General features: G+C 53.7%; 13 protein-coding genes. 6 read left to right on the top strand and 7 right to left on the bottom strand.

Translation table 11 applies throughout. From position 1 onward, the window contains the following. Window positions 1–15 precede the first annotated feature (15 nt). Together MKY86_RS09170 and MKY86_RS09165 are read right to left on the bottom strand one after the other, a co-directional pair. A complete protein-coding gene (locus MKY86_RS09170) occupies window positions 16–810 on the bottom strand; it encodes an SDR family NAD(P)-dependent oxidoreductase (protein ID WP_076078211.1) in 795 nt (264 codons plus the stop codon). 148 nt (window positions 811–958) lie between these two features. Continuing rightward, entirely contained in the window at window positions 959–1,966 is a 1,008-nt protein-coding gene (locus tag MKY86_RS09165) for an AraC family transcriptional regulator (protein ID WP_076078208.1), read from the bottom strand. A gap of 223 nt (window positions 1,967–2,189) precedes the next feature. On the opposite strand from MKY86_RS09165, the gene MKY86_RS09160 reads away from it, so the two are divergent. After that, complete coding sequence (locus MKY86_RS09160; RefSeq protein ID WP_076078206.1) at window positions 2,190–3,176, top strand: zinc dependent phospholipase C family protein; 987 nt, start codon at window positions 2,190–2,192, stop codon at window positions 3,174–3,176. 552 nt (window positions 3,177–3,728) lie between these two features. On the opposite strand, the gene MKY86_RS09155 is transcribed toward MKY86_RS09160, so the two are convergent. Both MKY86_RS09155 and MKY86_RS09150 read right to left on the bottom strand, forming a co-directional pair. Next, window positions 3,729–4,922, bottom strand: coding sequence for a transposase (locus MKY86_RS09155; protein WP_076078203.1), 1,194 nt, complete (start codon window positions 4,920–4,922; stop codon window positions 3,729–3,731). 201 nt (window positions 4,923–5,123) lie between these two features. Then, window positions 5,124–5,300 (bottom strand): hypothetical protein, encoded by a 177-nt coding sequence (locus tag MKY86_RS09150; RefSeq protein WP_340826726.1) that lies wholly within the window; start codon window positions 5,298–5,300, stop codon window positions 5,124–5,126. Window positions 5,301–5,541: 241 nt separating this feature from the next. Here MKY86_RS09150 and MKY86_RS09145 point away from each other — a divergent pair, with 241 nt between their 5' ends. From MKY86_RS09145 to MKY86_RS09135, 3 genes are all read left to right on the top strand, one after another. Then, window positions 5,542–6,699: a glycosyltransferase family 4 protein gene (locus MKY86_RS09145; RefSeq protein ID WP_076086372.1), complete on the top strand. Its 1,158-nt coding sequence runs from the start codon at window positions 5,542–5,544 to the stop codon at window positions 6,697–6,699. A gap of 168 nt (window positions 6,700–6,867) precedes the next feature. Beyond that, window positions 6,868–8,265: a transcriptional regulator gene (locus MKY86_RS09140; protein ID WP_083685810.1), complete on the top strand. Its 1,398-nt coding sequence runs from the start codon at window positions 6,868–6,870 to the stop codon at window positions 8,263–8,265. A gap of 143 nt (window positions 8,266–8,408) precedes the next feature. Continuing rightward, on the top strand, window positions 8,409–9,581 hold the full coding sequence (locus MKY86_RS09135; protein ID WP_340826723.1) for a copper amine oxidase N-terminal domain-containing protein: 1,173 nt from the start codon (window positions 8,409–8,411) through the stop codon (window positions 9,579–9,581). Window positions 9,582–10,182: 601 nt separating this feature from the next. On the opposite strand, the gene MKY86_RS09130 is transcribed toward MKY86_RS09135, so the two are convergent. Further along, window positions 10,183–12,030, bottom strand: coding sequence for a UbiD family decarboxylase (locus tag MKY86_RS09130; protein WP_076086369.1), 1,848 nt, complete (start codon window positions 12,028–12,030; stop codon window positions 10,183–10,185). 192 nt (window positions 12,031–12,222) lie between these two features. On the opposite strand from MKY86_RS09130, the gene MKY86_RS09125 reads away from it, so the two are divergent. Beyond that, the gene (locus MKY86_RS09125) at window positions 12,223–13,311 is read left to right on the top strand and encodes a low temperature requirement protein A (RefSeq protein ID WP_076086367.1); all 1,089 of its coding nucleotides are present in this window, start codon (window positions 12,223–12,225) and stop codon (window positions 13,309–13,311) included. 109 nt (window positions 13,312–13,420) lie between these two features. Here MKY86_RS09125 and MKY86_RS09120 read toward each other — a convergent pair whose 3' ends face one another. Both MKY86_RS09120 and MKY86_RS09115 read right to left on the bottom strand, forming a co-directional pair. Further along, a complete protein-coding gene (locus MKY86_RS09120) occupies window positions 13,421–14,824 on the bottom strand; it encodes an NAD(P)-binding domain-containing protein (protein ID WP_076086363.1) in 1,404 nt (467 codons plus the stop codon). Window positions 14,825–15,278: 454 nt separating this feature from the next. After that, on the bottom strand, window positions 15,279–15,641 hold the full coding sequence (locus tag MKY86_RS09115; protein ID WP_076086360.1) for a hypothetical protein: 363 nt from the start codon (window positions 15,639–15,641) through the stop codon (window positions 15,279–15,281). Window positions 15,642–15,806: 165 nt separating this feature from the next. Here MKY86_RS09115 and MKY86_RS09110 point away from each other — a divergent pair, with 165 nt between their 5' ends. Beyond that, window positions 15,807–17,096 carry a S8 family peptidase gene (locus tag MKY86_RS09110; RefSeq protein WP_076086357.1) on the top strand — a complete coding sequence of 430 codons (1,290 nt, stop codon included), beginning with the start codon at window positions 15,807–15,809 and terminating at the stop codon, window positions 17,094–17,096. The last annotated feature ends 16 nt before the right edge of the window (window positions 17,097–17,112 follow it).

The raw sequence follows: 17,112 nt of genomic DNA, 5'->3' as shown, positions 1-17,112 counted from the left end.
GCATGTACACCTCCATCAATATATAGTCGGCACCATCCCTCCATCCATGCGGATGGGAGAACCTTTAAAGGCCGCCGCATAAGGACTGCATACGAAGGCAGCCAGCCTGCCGATTTCCACCGGCTTGATGAAACGCTGTAATTCCGATTGCGGCAGGTTGGCCGCCATGAATTTCTGCTCTTTTTCTGCAAAAGTTAAATTTTCGTCAGGATACATTCCCTCAATGATGTGATGCACTTTTTCAGAGAGTGTTGGTCCAGGCATAATGGTATTCACTGTAACCTCTGTTCCTGCTGTCACTTTAGAGATACTTTTGGACAGGGACAGCAGCATGGATTTGGTCATCGCATATTGAGGCATTTGTCCTGAGGGCATGACCGCCTCTTCGCTGGCAATGAAGATCACGCGGCCATAATTCCTGCTCAACATTCCAGGTAAATATAATTTCGTTAATCCGTTTGCAGCCAGCACATTCGTGCGGAAATACTTCTCCCAGATATCCTCGTCCACTTCCTCATACGGCATCAATTCATAAATGCCCATACTGTTGATCAGAATATCAACGCTGGGGAATTGGGCGAATAAGGCTTGTCTTTGTTCAGGATCGGCAAGATCGGCTGCGGCATTCTGAGGAGCGGTGGCTGGGTAATTCAACTTCAATTCACGGACAATCTGTTCTACCTCTTCCCTATTCCGACCATTGACCAATACGTTGACGCCTTCCTTGGCAAGCTCTATCGCGATAGCTTTTCCTATACCCTTCGTTGATCCTGTAACTAGCGCTGTTGTATTGTGTAATCCCATCTCCATAATGCACTTCTCCTTATTCATTCCTTGTTGTGTTGCGGATAGTGATTATATTATCTTGTTGGGATCGTTCAGTAACTAGCACCTTACGCCAAGCTTCTTGCCGGACACGCCAAAAGTTACAGCTCAGCAAATTCGTGCATTCAGGTGTTCAACTATTCAGGTGTTCCGCACGCCACTGTGAAGGCGTAACCCCTTCCCAATGACGGAAGGCACGGAAGAAAGAGTTCTGATCCTCATACCCGGTCAGAAACGCCACCTCTTTAAGATCAAGCGAAGGATTTGCCAAGTACTCCCGTGCCTGCTCATGTCTGACTTGTGTCAATAGCTGCTTGAAGGTCATCTTCTCGTCAGTCAGCCGGCGCTGCAAGGTCCGCCCGCTCATCGTAAGCTCCTTCGCAACTGTCTGGAGGTCGGGGCATCCACCTGCGAGACAGTGTGCAATGATCACCTTGACCCTCCCGGATACAGAGAAGCTGTCAAGCTGTTCGTCGAGTGAGCGGTCCAGTGCAGGAGCAAGGATCTCCAGCAGTTCTTTGTTATAAGAAACAAAGGGAAGGTCCAGATGGCTTTGCAGCAGGGTCAACCGGTTATACTTCCCGCCTGTTTGAATCGCGCAGCCGAAATAAGCTTCAAGCACTTGTTCATCGCCCATGGAGTTGACAAATTCGGCGGCCTGCGCTTTCAAGGGCTGACCCGTCCCCTTTCTTCCAAGCTCCAAGAGAAAAGCCAGCGTGATCCCCGCCAGCACCGGCGGACCGGGCAGCCCTGTAGACCCCCACTCCAGTTCTATGGTGCACTGCCCGTTCTCCTCAGTCATCCGCAGGCTTTCGGGCGGACACATCTGTTTGTACCTGACCATGCGGTGCAAGGCATCGCGGTAGTCACGGGCGTGATAAGTCGCTAATACGGCGGGAGGATACTGCGCGGTGTCAAAGGCGGCCGCAAGCCTGGTGATGCCTGACGCAAGATCCCCGGCGAGCTCGGAATACGCCTGCCAGATGGCGAAATATTGGGCAGTGGTAACCGTGGCTTCTGTTGTTATCGTTACAGGGAGCTGTGCCTGGCGGGCTACGTCGCGGGCAGCAATCCCCAGGCGGCTTATTCCTGTCCAGAATCCCGGAGGCATTTTAACGCGTTCAGAGGAACGGGACTTCATAGATATGAGCCTCCTTTTGCCAGTTGCATATTACAGTGTTATGGTTGTCTTAAGGCCATATAAGAATACTCTTGTGCCCGTGATCATGTCTACCTTAATGTACGGGAATGTACAGCTCTGCCTAATTTCACACATATTTCTTATTTTGTTTTAACATATAGGCATTACAATGGATTAGATTATCACTGCATGGTATCCATCATAACTAGTAGGAGGATCAATCATGCCCAATATTTGGATGCATATCGAATTCGGTCAGCAGCTGGCCGGAGAATTCAGCAGCCGTTTCCCGTGTCTCCATCTGCTGGAACAACAGCCGCGGCTCTATAATCTCGGCTGTCAGGGTCCAGATTTCCTGTTATATCACAGCTTTCTTCCTTGGAGACGAGATACCCGGGCACTTCATCTCGGAGACCAGATGCATACGCAGAGCTGCGGGCCTGTACTTATTGATTTCTGGGAGGCTGCCCGGAGACTTGAAGGAACGGAAGCGGCCCAGGCCCAGCTCTATTTCCTCGGTTTCTTGACCCATCACCTGCTGGACCGCAACCTCCATCCCTATATTAACTGGAAGGCGGGCTATAAGTACCGTGCCCATCAGCGGTTTGAGATTGACCTGGACACTTTGTTCATGAAGCGGCTGCACGGGATGAACACCTGGCAGCACGCTGCCTGGGCTACAATTGACACAGGTGCCCGGCTGCCTGAGACGGTTCATCGCATTCTTCATGCCACCGCCCTTAAGCATTACCCGGAGACTATGGATCGACTGCCCGCAGAGATCTGGCAGAGCGCGTACCGCGATATGGTGCTGGCTCAGAAATGCCTGTATGACCCGAAGGGCTGGAAGAAGGCTATAACCTGGGGCCGTACCCGCCGGTTGTTCTCACGGAAGCTCACTGCCCGCGAGGAACGGCTGGATTATCTGAATGAGCGGCACTCCCGGTGGCGGCATCCCGCACTATATTCCGAGGTGCAGACCGAATCTGTGTGGGAGCTGTGGGAGGCGGCCCTTGCGGAAGGACGGACGGTGCTCGGAGCGCTTGCCGATTGGCTGGAATGTACGGAGGACTCCGCTGCGGCAAGCCGCAAGCTTGAGCAGTTCACACTGGCACTGGGCAACCGCTCCTACGATACCGGCAAGGATTGCAGCATGAATCTGCAGAATCAATACGCTGAACCCATTTGGACAAGTCTCCCTGGGAGTTGAGGTTGAGCCTACCAAACGTCAGCCAACTTCTCTATTACCGCCGCACCCTTTTCCAGCTGATGAGACGGCTGCCTGCCGCAAACAATTGGAAAAACGTATCTTAATTTCGCCGGTTTCTCAAGAATATCGGGTAAGAAGTGCATTTTGTACATTTATTCCAGTTACTTTTCGCTACTTTGGAGGATATGTGCGAATTAAGTGTTGTTATTCCAACTATTGTTGCAGCAGAGGGCTTTTGGTCATCAGCAAGTGTACAAAATCCACCTATTTCCCTTTACAGTGACTTCTTGCTTGTCCGAACGCCCCTCCTGCTCGCGAACACAATGTATGCTGTTTTTCACATACATTCTCCTTCTTTCCAAGAACTCATATCCACAAATTTACACTCACCTTTTCCACAGCAGCCGGAAACTATAGTTTCCTATATAATCGAGCATTTTGCATAATTCATTTGCAGGAAAAAGATAAGGCTATACTGCAAGTTAAATTTAGGTTTTGGGAAAAGAAGAGCAAAAATGGACAGACGGGCAGAATTTGCGGAATAGCTAAATTTTAAGCGGCCGTTACAACTCTTTGTCTCGATACAGCGAGCGCAGAAGCAAGCAGCACAATGGCATTCAAATATTGGTGAGTCGTAACTTTCTGAATGCCCCAAACATGCAATTGGTCTGCCGTTAGATAGGTCTTCATTCGAGAATTACAGCGTTCTACACTCGTTCGCTTGTTGTAGAGTTCCTTCCAATTCCGGCTTTCGCGGTGTGGTAATGAATAGCGGCGTAAATCGTCTTTGCTGCTGACCTTAACGACCATACCGTAATTGGACGACGAACAGGCCGTCATGCCTAAAGGACAATCTACTTTCCCCGTAGCGTGTGGACAACGAAACTTCAAACGTTCCTTTTCCTGTCCCCAATACGTCATTGGAAACCCCATCGAACAGTAAGGTGTCCCTTTGCTTGTCATGCCTGCAGGAGGTTCCTTTTCGTTCCGCGGATTCATGGGAATAATCGCTTGGGCGTTGACGCTGCGAGCCGTTTCGTAGTTTTTCATTTGGTCATATCCTGCATCCAGCATGAAAAAAAGAGGCTTGAATCGCTTGACGATTTCCTTCATGAGTCCGGGTCCCTCATCGCCATCATTCACATGAGCAGGCGTAACGTTTAGGGCAATCGGAAGTTCACTCTTCGTATCGACGGCCAGATGCAGCTTATAGCCAAACCACTTGACTTTGTTGCCAAACGTATCGAGTTTAACTCCCCAGTTGGCATTGCCGGTGAGCTCGCTTTTCCGCTTGGGTTCTTTTTTCTCATAGGCGCGAATCGCTGCGCTATCGATAGCGACATGCGTGCCGTCGATGATTCCAGCTTCTTGACACTGAGCGACAAGATCCTCAAATAACTGCCGGGCAAGGTTTTTACGGGCCAATTCGGCAAAAACCCGGCTTAACGTGGAAATGGAAGGGGCAGGGATATCCAGCCGAAGCCCACATTGGTAACGAAAACGAAGGTCAAACTCCAGTCTACGCGCTAGGCCAGTGAACGTATCGATGTTCTCTAAGGGAGCCGCGAGTAATGCGCGAAGAATGCCTTGACGGCAGTGCCCATCCGCTCCTCGGGGTGAAGGGTTTTTCAATTGCCTGGCATACGGTCGTAAGTCCAGTGCACTAAAAAAGATAGGCAGTCGTTCTTTCGATTCGATTTTTTGAAGCTCCTCAAAGGAAAATAGACTTTCTTGGAGAATATACAAAGGGGGCTTCCTCCTCTTGAGTGTTTTGGTTTGGTCACCAAAAAACTTCTCCAAGTTGGGGTGAAGTCCTTTTTTATATCCAAAATCCCTTTGTATAGCAAGGGTTTAGATTAATGCAAAATGCTCAATCATAAAAACGCCCGGTTCCCCGGGCGCTCAGCACAATTTATACATTATCCTTCTGTCAGACAGCATTCCAGCTTACAGCGGATCATTCGGAAGAATCTCGGGCGGGGCCGGCGGCACCATATCCGGCTGCTCCGGCGGTACGATTTCGGGATGCTTCTCCGGCACAACCTCCGGCGGGATCACAACCGGCTCCGGGAGGATATCCGGCTTCACATCGGGGACAACCTTCGGCGGCAGATCTTTGCTCATCTCCTTATACCTCCTTCATTCCTGATACCTCATGTATACCCGTTCCGCTCATCCTTTAACCTTATTACCCTAGTCCTCCCTAGTCCTCCTGGTCTTCCCTTGTCCTCCCTTGTCCTCCCGGGTTCTCCCTGACCCTCCCCGCAAAATCCCCTCTTCATGCAAGTTGTTTAACCTGCAGATGATCTCCAAGTAATAGTTGGTTGTTAAGATCAAGGCAACAAGATTACTGGGAGGGATACCGATGCGTCTGGCTCTATTCACGGACACTTTTCTTCCGCAGACAAATGGCGTTGCCCGTACACTCGGCCGGCTGACCAGCCACCTGCACCGCCGGGGAATTGAACATCTGCTGTTCACGCCAAAATCCGCTCCAGAGAGCAGCTACCCCGATCCTGTCAGACCCGTGGCCAGCATCCCCTTTTTCCTCTATCCCGAGTGCAGACTGGCCCTGCCCGGCATGTCCTCCATGCAGAGTGAACTGACTGCGTTCGCGCCTGACCTGCTCCATCTCGCCACCCCGTTCAATATCGGCTTAACCGGCCTCCGGTATGCCCGCAAGCAGCAGCTCCCCCATGTCGCCTCCTATCACACCCACTTCGACCGTTACCTCGAATATTACAAAATGAGAAGAATCCTCCCGCTCTACTGGAAATACATGAAGTGGTATCACCGGTCCTGCGATGCCGTCCTGGCCCCTTCCCGCGAGACCCTAACCAGCTTGCGCATGGAGGGCTTCACCCGGCTGCGCTTATGGTCCAGAGGCGTGGACTGTACCCTCTACTCACCGGAGAGACGAAGCGAAGAGACCAGGGAGCGTTACGGCAAGGGGGCAGCGCTGATGATGCTCTATGTCGGACGGATTGCCCCGGAAAAAGATCTCACCACCCTCCTTCAGGCTATGCAGCTCCTGCCGGAGTCCGTGCGTTCAAAGATTCAGCTGGTGATTGTCGGCGATGGCCCGCTGCTGCCTGAGCTGAAGTGGCAGGCACCGGAGAATGTCACCTTCACCGGTGCCAGACACGGCGAAGAGCTGGCAGAGCTGTACGCCTCCGCCGATCTGTTCGTCTTCCCCTCCTGCACGGAGACCTTCGGCAACGTCGTGCTTGAAGCCATGGCGTCGGGGCTTCCCGTGATCGCCGCAGATGCAGGCGGAACGCGGGAGCTGATCGCACCCGGTGTCACCGGCATGCTGTTCGGGCCGCGCAGCCCGGCAGCTATGGCAGAGCAGATCTGCACCGCCGCCGCCAGGCCCCTGCTGCGGAGCGCAATGGGCCGTGAAGGCCGGCACCAAGCCCTCCAGCGCTCCTGGGAGCAGATTTTTGACAGACTGATTAAGGATTATGAAGAAGTCATCGAGCGCCGCAGGATCAAGAATGAAGCAGGGATCTACACCGCCTGATCCGCTGTCTGCCCGCCTATGAAGACTAAGCGTTCCTGGGACCACGGGAATGCTTTTTTCCATTGTTCACGGTTTCTCCCCATCACTCTATTGACCATTGGAATAATGACTTATATTATACACATATACAATAATCCAAAATATGGAATTCAGTCAGGCGGTGATCCCTTGAAGCCTCTCACAACGATTCGCAGTCATCTTGAGGCTTATCTCTATTCCCAGCAGTTGTCCATCAACCAGTTCTCCATTCAGTCCGGCGTTAATTCCGGCACCTTAAGCCGTATCCTTAGCGGCCAGCAGCCGATTGCCATGAATCACCTGAAATTGATCACCCGGGGCATGTCATTGCCGGAGGATCATTTCTATAGTATGTATGTCGATGAGTGCTTTTTATATTCGGCACCCACCTGGCGGCGGCTGCGCCCCTTCATCCTGAATTCGGCGGAGCTGGGGCGGCTGGACTGTATAGAGCTAGTAGTCAAAAATCTGCTGGACAACCTAACCTATGCTCCGATGCTTTTTGAAGTGGCCGAGGACTTGTTCCAGCAGCATCACTGGCAGGCGGCAGCCGTGCTGTACAAGAATATCAGCGCGAGCGAGAAGTATCAGCATTCCGAGCGGCTGGCCCTCTGCCAGTACCGTTTGTTCCGCATTGCCCTAGGAGACAGCCAGACACTCAACCTCCAGGCTGCTCTTTTATTCGAATGTTATATTGAACGGCTTGAGGTGTCTGATCAGCTCGATGGACTGAAAGCTCTGATGCATGTCTATTATTCGCTGCACAAATGGGACAAGGTGGACGCGCTGGCTCAGGAGATGCACCGTCTTGCCATGCTCAGCTACCACCATCTGCACCGGTCGCAGCGCAGAGACCGCCAGGATAAATGCCCGGAGAAGCCGGTATTCTTCTACGCGCTGTATTCGCATCTGATGCGGGCAAGCGTGTGCGAAGAATTCCGGGACTATGAATCGGCGCTGAAATACGTAGCTCTATATATGGATAGGAGCTGGATACGCGAAAAAGGGGAAGACACCCGGCACATCCTGGACCAATTCCAGGAATGGGGCACGGCCAATACCCTCCTCTACCGAATGATGTCCGGCGACTATGGAGTGCTGCCTGAATATGTGGCCTATATTGCTCCGCATGCCAGTGAGATCTTTGTAGCCCTGTACCATATTGTGATCTCAGCCAACCGCTTCTCCTGGAATGTGGATGAGGTGCTTGAACAGTTCCCTTCCTATATCCCTTACCGGACCAACCTGAAGGACTTCGGGGAGCTTCACAACCAGCAAATCCTGGCCGACCAGTACTCTACCTTTCTCGCGGAATTAGCCAACTATTATTTACGCAATCACCGCCCGGAAGGAATGGGCTTCCTGCTCCAAAGTCTTGAATCCTCTGCTAAAATAAAGAGTGATAGCATAATCATTAAATGTGTGAATCTGTTTGAACAATTCCGGCATCAAGCCACTGAGGAACAGACAGAACAATACAGACTTCTGATTGGAGAGGTGCAAGAATCCAATGATAAGAAAAATGATTATGCTTCTAGTGTCATGTAGCTTGGCCGTTATAGCTATTCACCCCCTGGAGGGTTATGAATCTGTAACAAAGGCTACTGTACAATCCGTGGTTCAGCCTATGGGTCACGGTACGGGGGACGGCTGATTTAGCAGCCGCCGCGCCCCCAGAAAGGATGATGAACATGAAGTTCACCCGGAGGTTATTACTCCTCCCCGCACTTGCACTGGCTCTGGCCGGAGGAGCTGAAGCCGTTCCGGCTTCGGCCAAGCCCGCCCCGGACGTGCAGCTCCAATTAACCTACAACAGCGGAAGCGGAATATCAGGCATGGCCGGAGGCACCGCACAGATCAAGAACGGGGTCTCTTATATGCCAGCTAACCTGGTCACAATCATGGGACTTAAGGTCAAGTGGAATAACGCGGACAAAACGGCCACCTTCAGCGGGTGGAACAAAAGCTTCAGCATGAAGCTTGGTCAATCCACCGGCGTACTGGACGGGAAGAAAACCTCCCTTGGAGGTACACCTTATATGGCGGATAAGCAGTTGTATGTGCCCGTCAAGTTTGTGGTAGCGGCTCTTGAAGGCGGGCCCGTAAGATGGGATGCCGCCACGAATACGATACGGGCCAACGGTCTGCATATGTACCGCGGTTATTCGGAAGTGTTCGACGGCGGAGTGTACTCCCTGTCGCTGGACAGCGGGGAGCTGTATCTGACCACGAAGCAGAACACCAGGCATAAGCTGGCTGTTCTCGGCAGAGGGCTGGATGTAGTGGATTTCACCTTCGAGCGCACACCTGCCGGTCTGACTCTGCTTCAGGTCGTGAATTCGTATGGCGAGCCCCATGTACACGCAGAGTATTACACCTATCTAGTGAAGAACAACAGTGTGATCCGCCAGGGGCATACGAATATCCATACCTCCTTCGGCACAGCCCCGGTCTGGGCCGAAGGCAAGCTGGTATTTAATGACGGCCGCACGCTAAGACTCATTGAGGATGGGACCGGAGCGGTCAGCGAGACCGTAGATATACCTAAACTGCTGGGTACCACCGTTGCCCAGGATGTCTACTACAATGTCGAAGCCGTATACCCGGATGCTCTGCTCGTCCGCCCTACAGACACCGCCTTCCTGACCCTTGTTGACCGTGCTACTGGTAAGCAGACAGTGTTATATAAGCAGCTGCTCAATGCAGAGCGCCAGCGCGAAGTAGAGCAGCCCGATTTTATGTTCCCGGGAGACTATATCTACTTCACCGGACGTACTGACAATGTCTTCACCTTCAAGCTTCACAGAATGGACGGCAGCCAAGACATCATCAAGACCTACACATGGCCCGGCAGTCAGAACTGAGGAGCTACACTTTCACATTCGATTGCACTCTGTTTTTCTGTGAAAATACGTCTCTTGCGATAAACGCACGACCTACGCGGCGCCTCCAGTCCAATTGTGATCGGTTTTTCGATTATATTTGGTCTGCTCGGCCTCCACGCTGCGCATTGTGATCGGTTTTTCGATTACATTTGGTCCGCACACCTCCGTGCTGCGCAATGTGGTCGGTTTTTCGATTACATTCGGCCTACGCGGGTGCCTCCAGTCCAATTGTCGACGTTCTGTTTTTTTGCCACGCTGCGCATTTTTATGCTGGAGTTGTGTCTTGAAAGACATGTTTGTTTTCGCATACATTTTCCGCCACGACAAAAAAACGCATAAACATCATCATTATAATAAATGACGTTTATGCGTCTAACATCCAACAGCCACCAAATGAAAGACAGGGCGTCTACAAACGCCCCTGCCTTCTCATTCTCCGCTCTATTCTCCTCTGTCTTCTTCGTTCTCTCCTCCGCTTGCGGTCCTTACGGCCCAATACGAGCTCCAGCATAACTTCGAAAAGCACCCCGAATAGCTCAGCCATACAACCCCTCTTTTCAGCGGTTATAGAAGTGCTGCTTCACCCCTTACGGCTCCGCAGTCCACCCAAGCTTGCTCCTTCACTAAATACCCGCTCAACCCTCCGCTGCACCTCGGGGTCAGGAATTAACGGCGGCGCTTGATGCGGCTTCACCCGGGCATCGATGATCACATTATCACAGGCCCAGTGCTTATGCTCCACCGTGCTGTTCACCCCATGGATGTCATGGGACGGATTGCTGCGGGTGAAGGTCGCCCACAGGAAGTTGTTCAGCGACTCCGACATGAACCTGCTGTCATCGCACAGAATAATCATCGGGCAGGAATCAAGCGCCCCCTGCGCTGCAATCGCAGCGCTCAGGCCGGAGATTTCCTCTGCCGCCGAGGCGTAATCCCGGAACGGCTTCCCCTGCATGGCGACAATCCCCGGCATAATCATCGCCGCCGGGCCCCAGCCCTGCTCCACCCGCTGAAGAACCTCAGGCACCTCCGTGCACAAGCTCCGCTTCTGCTCCCCTACAGCTGCGAAGACTACCTTGCTTCCGCTGTTGATCCCGGTGCCGGAATAATCCAGCGTATCAATCGTTGTATTCGTCTGGAAGTGAATATCACGTCGCAGATTGATCCGCTGCAGAATGTAGGTCAGGAACCCGGCGATATCATGCGTGCTGACCGGCTTGTCCTCTTCTGCCGTGATGAACAGATATTTCGCCAGACTGAGCTGTCCGGTTCCGAGAATCCGGTTGCTGATCGTCAGCAGCTCTGCAGGCTGCTTAAGCTGCTGATACGGGGTATACCGCTCACTGCCGATCGCGAACAGCAGCGGGTGCACTCCCGCAGCATCTATCGCATGTACCTCCTTCACGCCGGGAATCTCCGAGCGGATCGCCCCACCGGTCAGCTCATGGATGAGCTCTCCGAAGGCAGTGTCCTCCTGCGGCGGACGACCGACCACCGTGAAGGGGAAGATAGCCCCTTTTTTGGCGTAAACCTTGTGTACTCTCATCACCGGAAACGGGTGAGTCAGGCTATAGTAGCCCAGATGATCGCCGAACGGCCCCTCCGGCTTCGTCTCCCCGGGATGAATCTCTCCGGTAATCACGAAGTCAGCATCGCTGCTGACGCAGAAGCCGTCTACATAGCTATAGCGGAAATGACGCCCCGAGAGCAGCCCGGCAAATGTCATTTCACTTAAGCCCTCCGGCAGCGGCATCACCGCCGAGAGCGTATGCGCAGGCGGGCCGCCGATGAAGCAGCTAACCTTCAGCGGCTCGCCGCGTCTGTTCGCGTGGGCCTGATGAATGCCGATGCCGCGGTGAATCTGGTAATGGACGCCTACTTCCTTATTCAGCTCGTATTCGTTGCCGCTAAGCTGGATACGGTACATCCCCAGATTGGAGTTCATGATGCCCGGCTTATCGGGATCTTCGGAATACACCTGCGGAAGCGTGACGAACGCCCCGCCGTCGCCCTGCCAGTGCTTAATCTGCGGAAGATCGGAGATTTGAATCTCCTCGAACCCGGCCGGCACGCCGCTGCCCTTCTTAATTGGCAGCGCTTTGCGGGCGGCAAGGCCGGTCCCGATATATCTAAAGGGCTGCTTGAGCGCCTTCATGGGATTGCTGCGCAGGGCGATGACCGCCTGCGATGAATCCCACGTGTCGCGGAAGATGAACTTACTGCGCTCGATTGTTCCGAACAGATTCGAGACCGCCCGGTACTTCGAGCCCCGGACCTTCTCGAACAGCAGAGCGGGACCGCCTGCTTCATAGACCTTCATATGTATCGCCGCCATCTCCAGATGCGGGTCCACCTCTTCATGTATGCGAATTAAATGCCCGTGCTTCTCCAGGTCAATAATACATTCTTCCATATTGCGATATGACATGCTTCTACTCCCATTCTCTCAAGAATATGAACCTCTTTATTATCAATGAGTGTGTCCGTCAGGTCAATTGCCGCCAGGACAACCTCTCCAGTTGTCACACATATTCTTGCCTTCTTCTGTGGAGAGCCATTATTATACTTGTAGACCGGACGGCTCCGGGCAAACATTCGGCAAGCAAAGGGGACTAACGTAATGATCATCAAAAAGGTAACCTGGCTGGAGCTCTTCTACGATCTGCTGTTTGTCGCTGCGGTCTCCAAAGCCAGCCATGTGCTGCTGCATGTAGAAGACGAGACCCTGTCCCTTGAGACACTGGGCAAATTCGTACTGATCTTCATTCCGATCTGGTGGGCCTGGGTCGGCCAGACGCTCTTCGTTAACCGCTATGGTCAGGATACGGTGATGCACCGGATTTTTCTGATTATCCAGTTGTTCTTCGTATTGATTATGACAGCCAGCCTGTCCGTAGATTTCGATGCCAACTATCTGCCGTTTCTGATTGGCTATCTCGGACTCCGGATCATGACCGCTGTCCAGTATCATTACAGCCATTCCAGAGAAAGCGGGCATCTGCGGAGCACCGCCCGCTATCTGGGATCACGCTTCTGGATTGGACTTGCGATTTCGGCCTGCTCCCTGTTCTTCGATTCTTGGCTGCGGTATGCGGTACTGTACGCAGGAATTATGCTGGACATCATTCTGCCGCTGACGGGACGGAGGATTCTGGTGAAGACGCCCCCCAATACCCATCACCTGCTGGAGCGCTTCTCCCTGTTCGCCTTGATCCTGCTCGGCGAATCTGTGGTTAGCATCCTCGCCGTGTTGCAATCCAGCAGCTGGACCGGACAATCTGTCGGCTTCGCTGCGCTCACCTTTGTGCTGATCATCGCCATATGGTGGCAGTACTATGACAACCTGGAGAAGAAGGTCGATATGCATATCCAGACTGCCGGACAGACCATTATCTACGGGCATCTGTTCATTTATCTATCGCTATGTATGCTTGCTGCGTCAATCCAGCTATTGTTCCTGGATCAGCTTCATTATGGGCAGATGCTGAACCTGTTGTTCGGCTCGGTGCTGCTCTACTTCGCTTCCACGACACTGGTCTTCCAGGTCTACAGGCATAAGCAGCATCGGCTGGGAATGAAGCCGCTGGCAGGGCTGACCGTCATTCTGGCCTGCTTCTATGTGCTGGATCTTATAGTCCATGTACCGAATGTCCTGATCATGGGCGAGCTGGCGCTGTTCTTCGCGCTGTACGCCAGAATTACTGCCTGACCCGGCTCCCCGTCAGCTCTCAGGCACTGGCCCCATCTATTCGCTCTGCACGCCAAGAGGCTGCACCAGAGGTCATTGCCCGCCTCAGGTACAGCCTCTTCCGGCCGTCTTACTGGCCTGTAAATTCAATCTCATCGTACTCATAATAAGCCTGTAGGATCTGCTGCCGGTCATCCAGGAACAGCTGGTCAGCCACGCCGCTGACCAGTCTAGGAATCGCATTCCGCAGGCCCGAGATGGCCGATGCCGATAACCCGCAGCTGGCCAGTGCGGAATAGTTGAATACGAATAAGCCATGCAGCAGCTTGCGGCCTGCTTCGTCCCGGCTTTGAAGTGCAAAGCCTGGGCTAAGGTAAGGGTGCGCATCCAGCAGCGGATTCGCTGATCCCGCAGGCGCGGTGTACCGGTCGCTCCAGCGGGCAATATGAGGCTCCACCTGCCGCAGCTCCGGCCGCAGGGCAGGATCGCTAAGCAGGCCCGTGCTGACAATCAGATAGTCGAAGCTGAACTCTCCCGCGGGCGTAGTCACTACCGCCTGCTCTCCCGAGGCCTCCACCTTCAGCCACGGCGAGCCGAGATGCAGCCGGAAGCCAGGCCATGCCGCTGCACGGCGGAAGGTATCGCTTGTCGGCGGCTGATTATACTGGAAGAAATGCGAGATCACTGCATATTTGTCCGCATCCGTCAAGGTATGGAACCGCTCAATCATTCCCGAGCCCTCCATCTGGCGGATCGGGTTCACCCCCGGAAGCTGCGCCCGGCGGACGAAGACCTGGGCCTCAGCCGCGCCCTCCTGAAGCGCGTAATTGGCATTGTCGAAGGCGGACGCCCCGCCGCCGAGAATCCCCACCCGCTTGCCGCGAAGGGCAGCGAAGTCAATCTGCCGGGAGGTGTGGGCGTACAGGCGCTCCGGCAGATGATCTGCAATCATCGGCGGAACATGCCACTGTCCTCCGCCTTGAATGCCGGTAGCCAGCACCACCTTACGGGCCAGCAGTGTCCCAGGCGGCTTACCCGCCTCTGTAATCTGCAGACGGTAGATTCCATCGTCACCAGGCTCGACCAGCCTTAGCTGCACCTCGTTACGTACCGGCAGCTTCAGAATCTGCCGGTACCAGCGCAGATACTCCATCCACTGACCGCGCGGGATTTTGTCCACCTCACTCCAGGCGGCCGTTCCATGCTGAGCCTCCCACCAGGAGCGGAAGGTCAGCGACGGGATTCCCAGATCAATCGAGGTCAGATGCTTGGGTGTGCGCAGCGTCACCATCCGGGCATAGGTCTCCCACGGCCCCTCCAGCCCGTCACGATTCTCGTCGATTATCAGCAGATTCGAGATCCGTTCGCGCAGCAGGCCAAAGGCCGCACCGAGCCCGCTCTGGCCCCCGCCCACAATGACGACATCATAGACATGGCCTTCATCATGCTCCACAGGGTGGACCCAATCCGCGCCGCCATAGGCGAGATAAGCGAGATCCGTGTTCACGCGTTCATTCAAGGCTTCCAGGCTCATCATTCCTCAGACCTTTCCGGGGCATCTCCAGCTCATAGCTGCTGCTCACTTTGCATTCTGTTCCATAATCCCTGATATACATCTATGGCGATATTATATAGGGTATGCCCCCACTTTTGAATATTGATGGAAGGTTTATTGTCATAAGAGCTGAATTCTGCGGACGGGATTGTACATTGAGCCAATATTTTAACGCCAGCGCCCCTGCCCCCTTGACAAACGAAATATAATCTCACACTTATCCGCAAAATAAACCCCACAAAGTGAGGCTTTAGTTTCGATGATGACTCAGATACTTTGCGGGGACCCAAAACATATAAATTCTTTCAAAAAAGAGCTGCCCCATCGCCCTCTGGCCCCGGAAACAGCTCTTTCGTTCAGTCATTCACAGCTACACTATGCAATCTAGCTCTCTATCTTGCTCTGTTCATAGAATATAAATAGGTCTGCCGCCTTAGAAGCGTGCTACAAAAAACTCGCGGTTCGACGGGACGAACTTCTGTGTGCGCTGCACATTATCCGCATCGATAATTCGGAGCGTGTAGCTGACTGTTGTCAGCGTACTGATCGTATTAAACTGGGCGACGCCGAATTCATCGAACTGAGCCGTGATCACAGTGCCGGAGCTCCGGGTCAGTGTAGCTGTCCAGCCCTGTGTATCGTAAGGGACATTGTTATTGTTCACTGCAAGCACGATGAAATTATTAAGCACCTGTCTGATCCGCCGTCTCTTGGGTCTTACTACCGCCGCTGCTCTTGCTTTTTTAGCCATCAGTTGACGTTTTGCCAGCAATGCCTTCTTCTCTGATTCTTTCATTTGCTTCACCACTTTCTATTGGAATACAGTAGTAAATGCAAGAGAAGAATCAACCGAAACGCACTATTGCCTGTTATTTACATAAATGTATCGCTGTACTCATTCATGGTTTCGTACCCACGAGGCAGCTTGCCGCATACACTGCTTCATAGAGGTGATTACATTATGAAGAGTGTACCATCATGGGTCAGGCGTCACGCCGCCAAGCTCAACCGGCCCCTGAAGCATAAGATCCGCAGAGCTTATTCCACTAGTGCTGCAAATGCTGCTATACCGGTGATCATACAGTTCAGACAACCGATTACTCCGGCGGGACTCCGCGAGCTAAGGACGCATCTGGGACGGCATGTCCTCCCGGTCAAGCATCATCTGCGGCTGCACCAGGCCGTGGCTTCACAGGTATCCCTGAAATGTCTGGAGCATGTATGCCGCTGGAACGGAGTCCATAAAGTCTATCTGGACGGCATTAAGAAGGCTACGCTCAACATTGCAACTCCATCCATAGGCGCTACAGCGGTTAGACGCTCAAGAGGGCTTACCGGCAAAGGCATCAACATCGCTGTACTTGATACCGGAGTCTATCCGCATCCCGATCTGACCCGGCCGGTGAACCGCATTCTGGCGTTCAAGGATTATATCAATCACCGGAAATGCCCGTATGATGACAACGGACACGGCACGCATATCACCGGGGATGCCGCCGGTAACGGCTGGTCCAGCCGGGGCAAGTACCGGGGACCCGCGCCGGAAGCGGGGATTGTCGGAATCAAGGTGCTGGATAAGTATGGGGACGGCTATGACTCCACCATCATCAAGGCGATTGAATACTGCATCACCCGCCGCAAAAAGCTGAAGCTGCGCATCCTCTCCATGTCCTTCGGCGGACCGGTGGCTCCGCATGTCAAGGATGACCTTCTCGTCCAAGCGGTGGAAAAAGCCGTCAAAGCCGGCCTCACCGTAGTCATCGCCGCCGGTAATGCCGGCCCCAGGCGCCGGACTATTGAGTCCCCCGGGATCAGCCCCTCCGCGATCACCGTCGGAGCCGTCAATGACCGCCGGACGCTGACGCAGAAGGATGACCGGATTGCCGTCTATTCCAGCCGCGGGCCCGCTCCCGGCGGCAAGGTGAAGCCGGATCTGGTCGCCCCCGGCGATTCAGTGATCTCGCTGCGTGCCCCCGGCTCCCAGCTGGTCCGTGAATTGCCGCGCAATAAGGTCGGCAAGCGGTATTTCAAGCTGTCCGGCACCAGCATCTCCACGCCCATCGTGTCCGGTGCCGCCGCGCAGCTGCTCCAGCTCCGCCCATGCCTCACGCCGCGCCAGGTGAAGCTCTTGCTGAAGCGTAACGCCTTCCCTCTCCGTCTGAAGCCAAATACCGGCGGCAGCGGGGAGATCGACGTACGGTTCCTGAAGCGCCGCTGCTCCCCCAAGAAACCCCACAAAGTGAGACTTTAGCTTCGAAGGATATTCA

Origin of the sequence: Paenibacillus sp. FSL R7-0333, from assembly GCF_038000365.1 — a bacterium.
Classification (GTDB): Bacteria; Bacillota; Bacilli; order Paenibacillales; family Paenibacillaceae; genus Paenibacillus_AQ; species Paenibacillus_AQ silagei.
The sequence above is the reverse complement of the archived record's forward strand: the minus strand, read 5'-3'. Positions and strand labels throughout refer to the sequence as shown.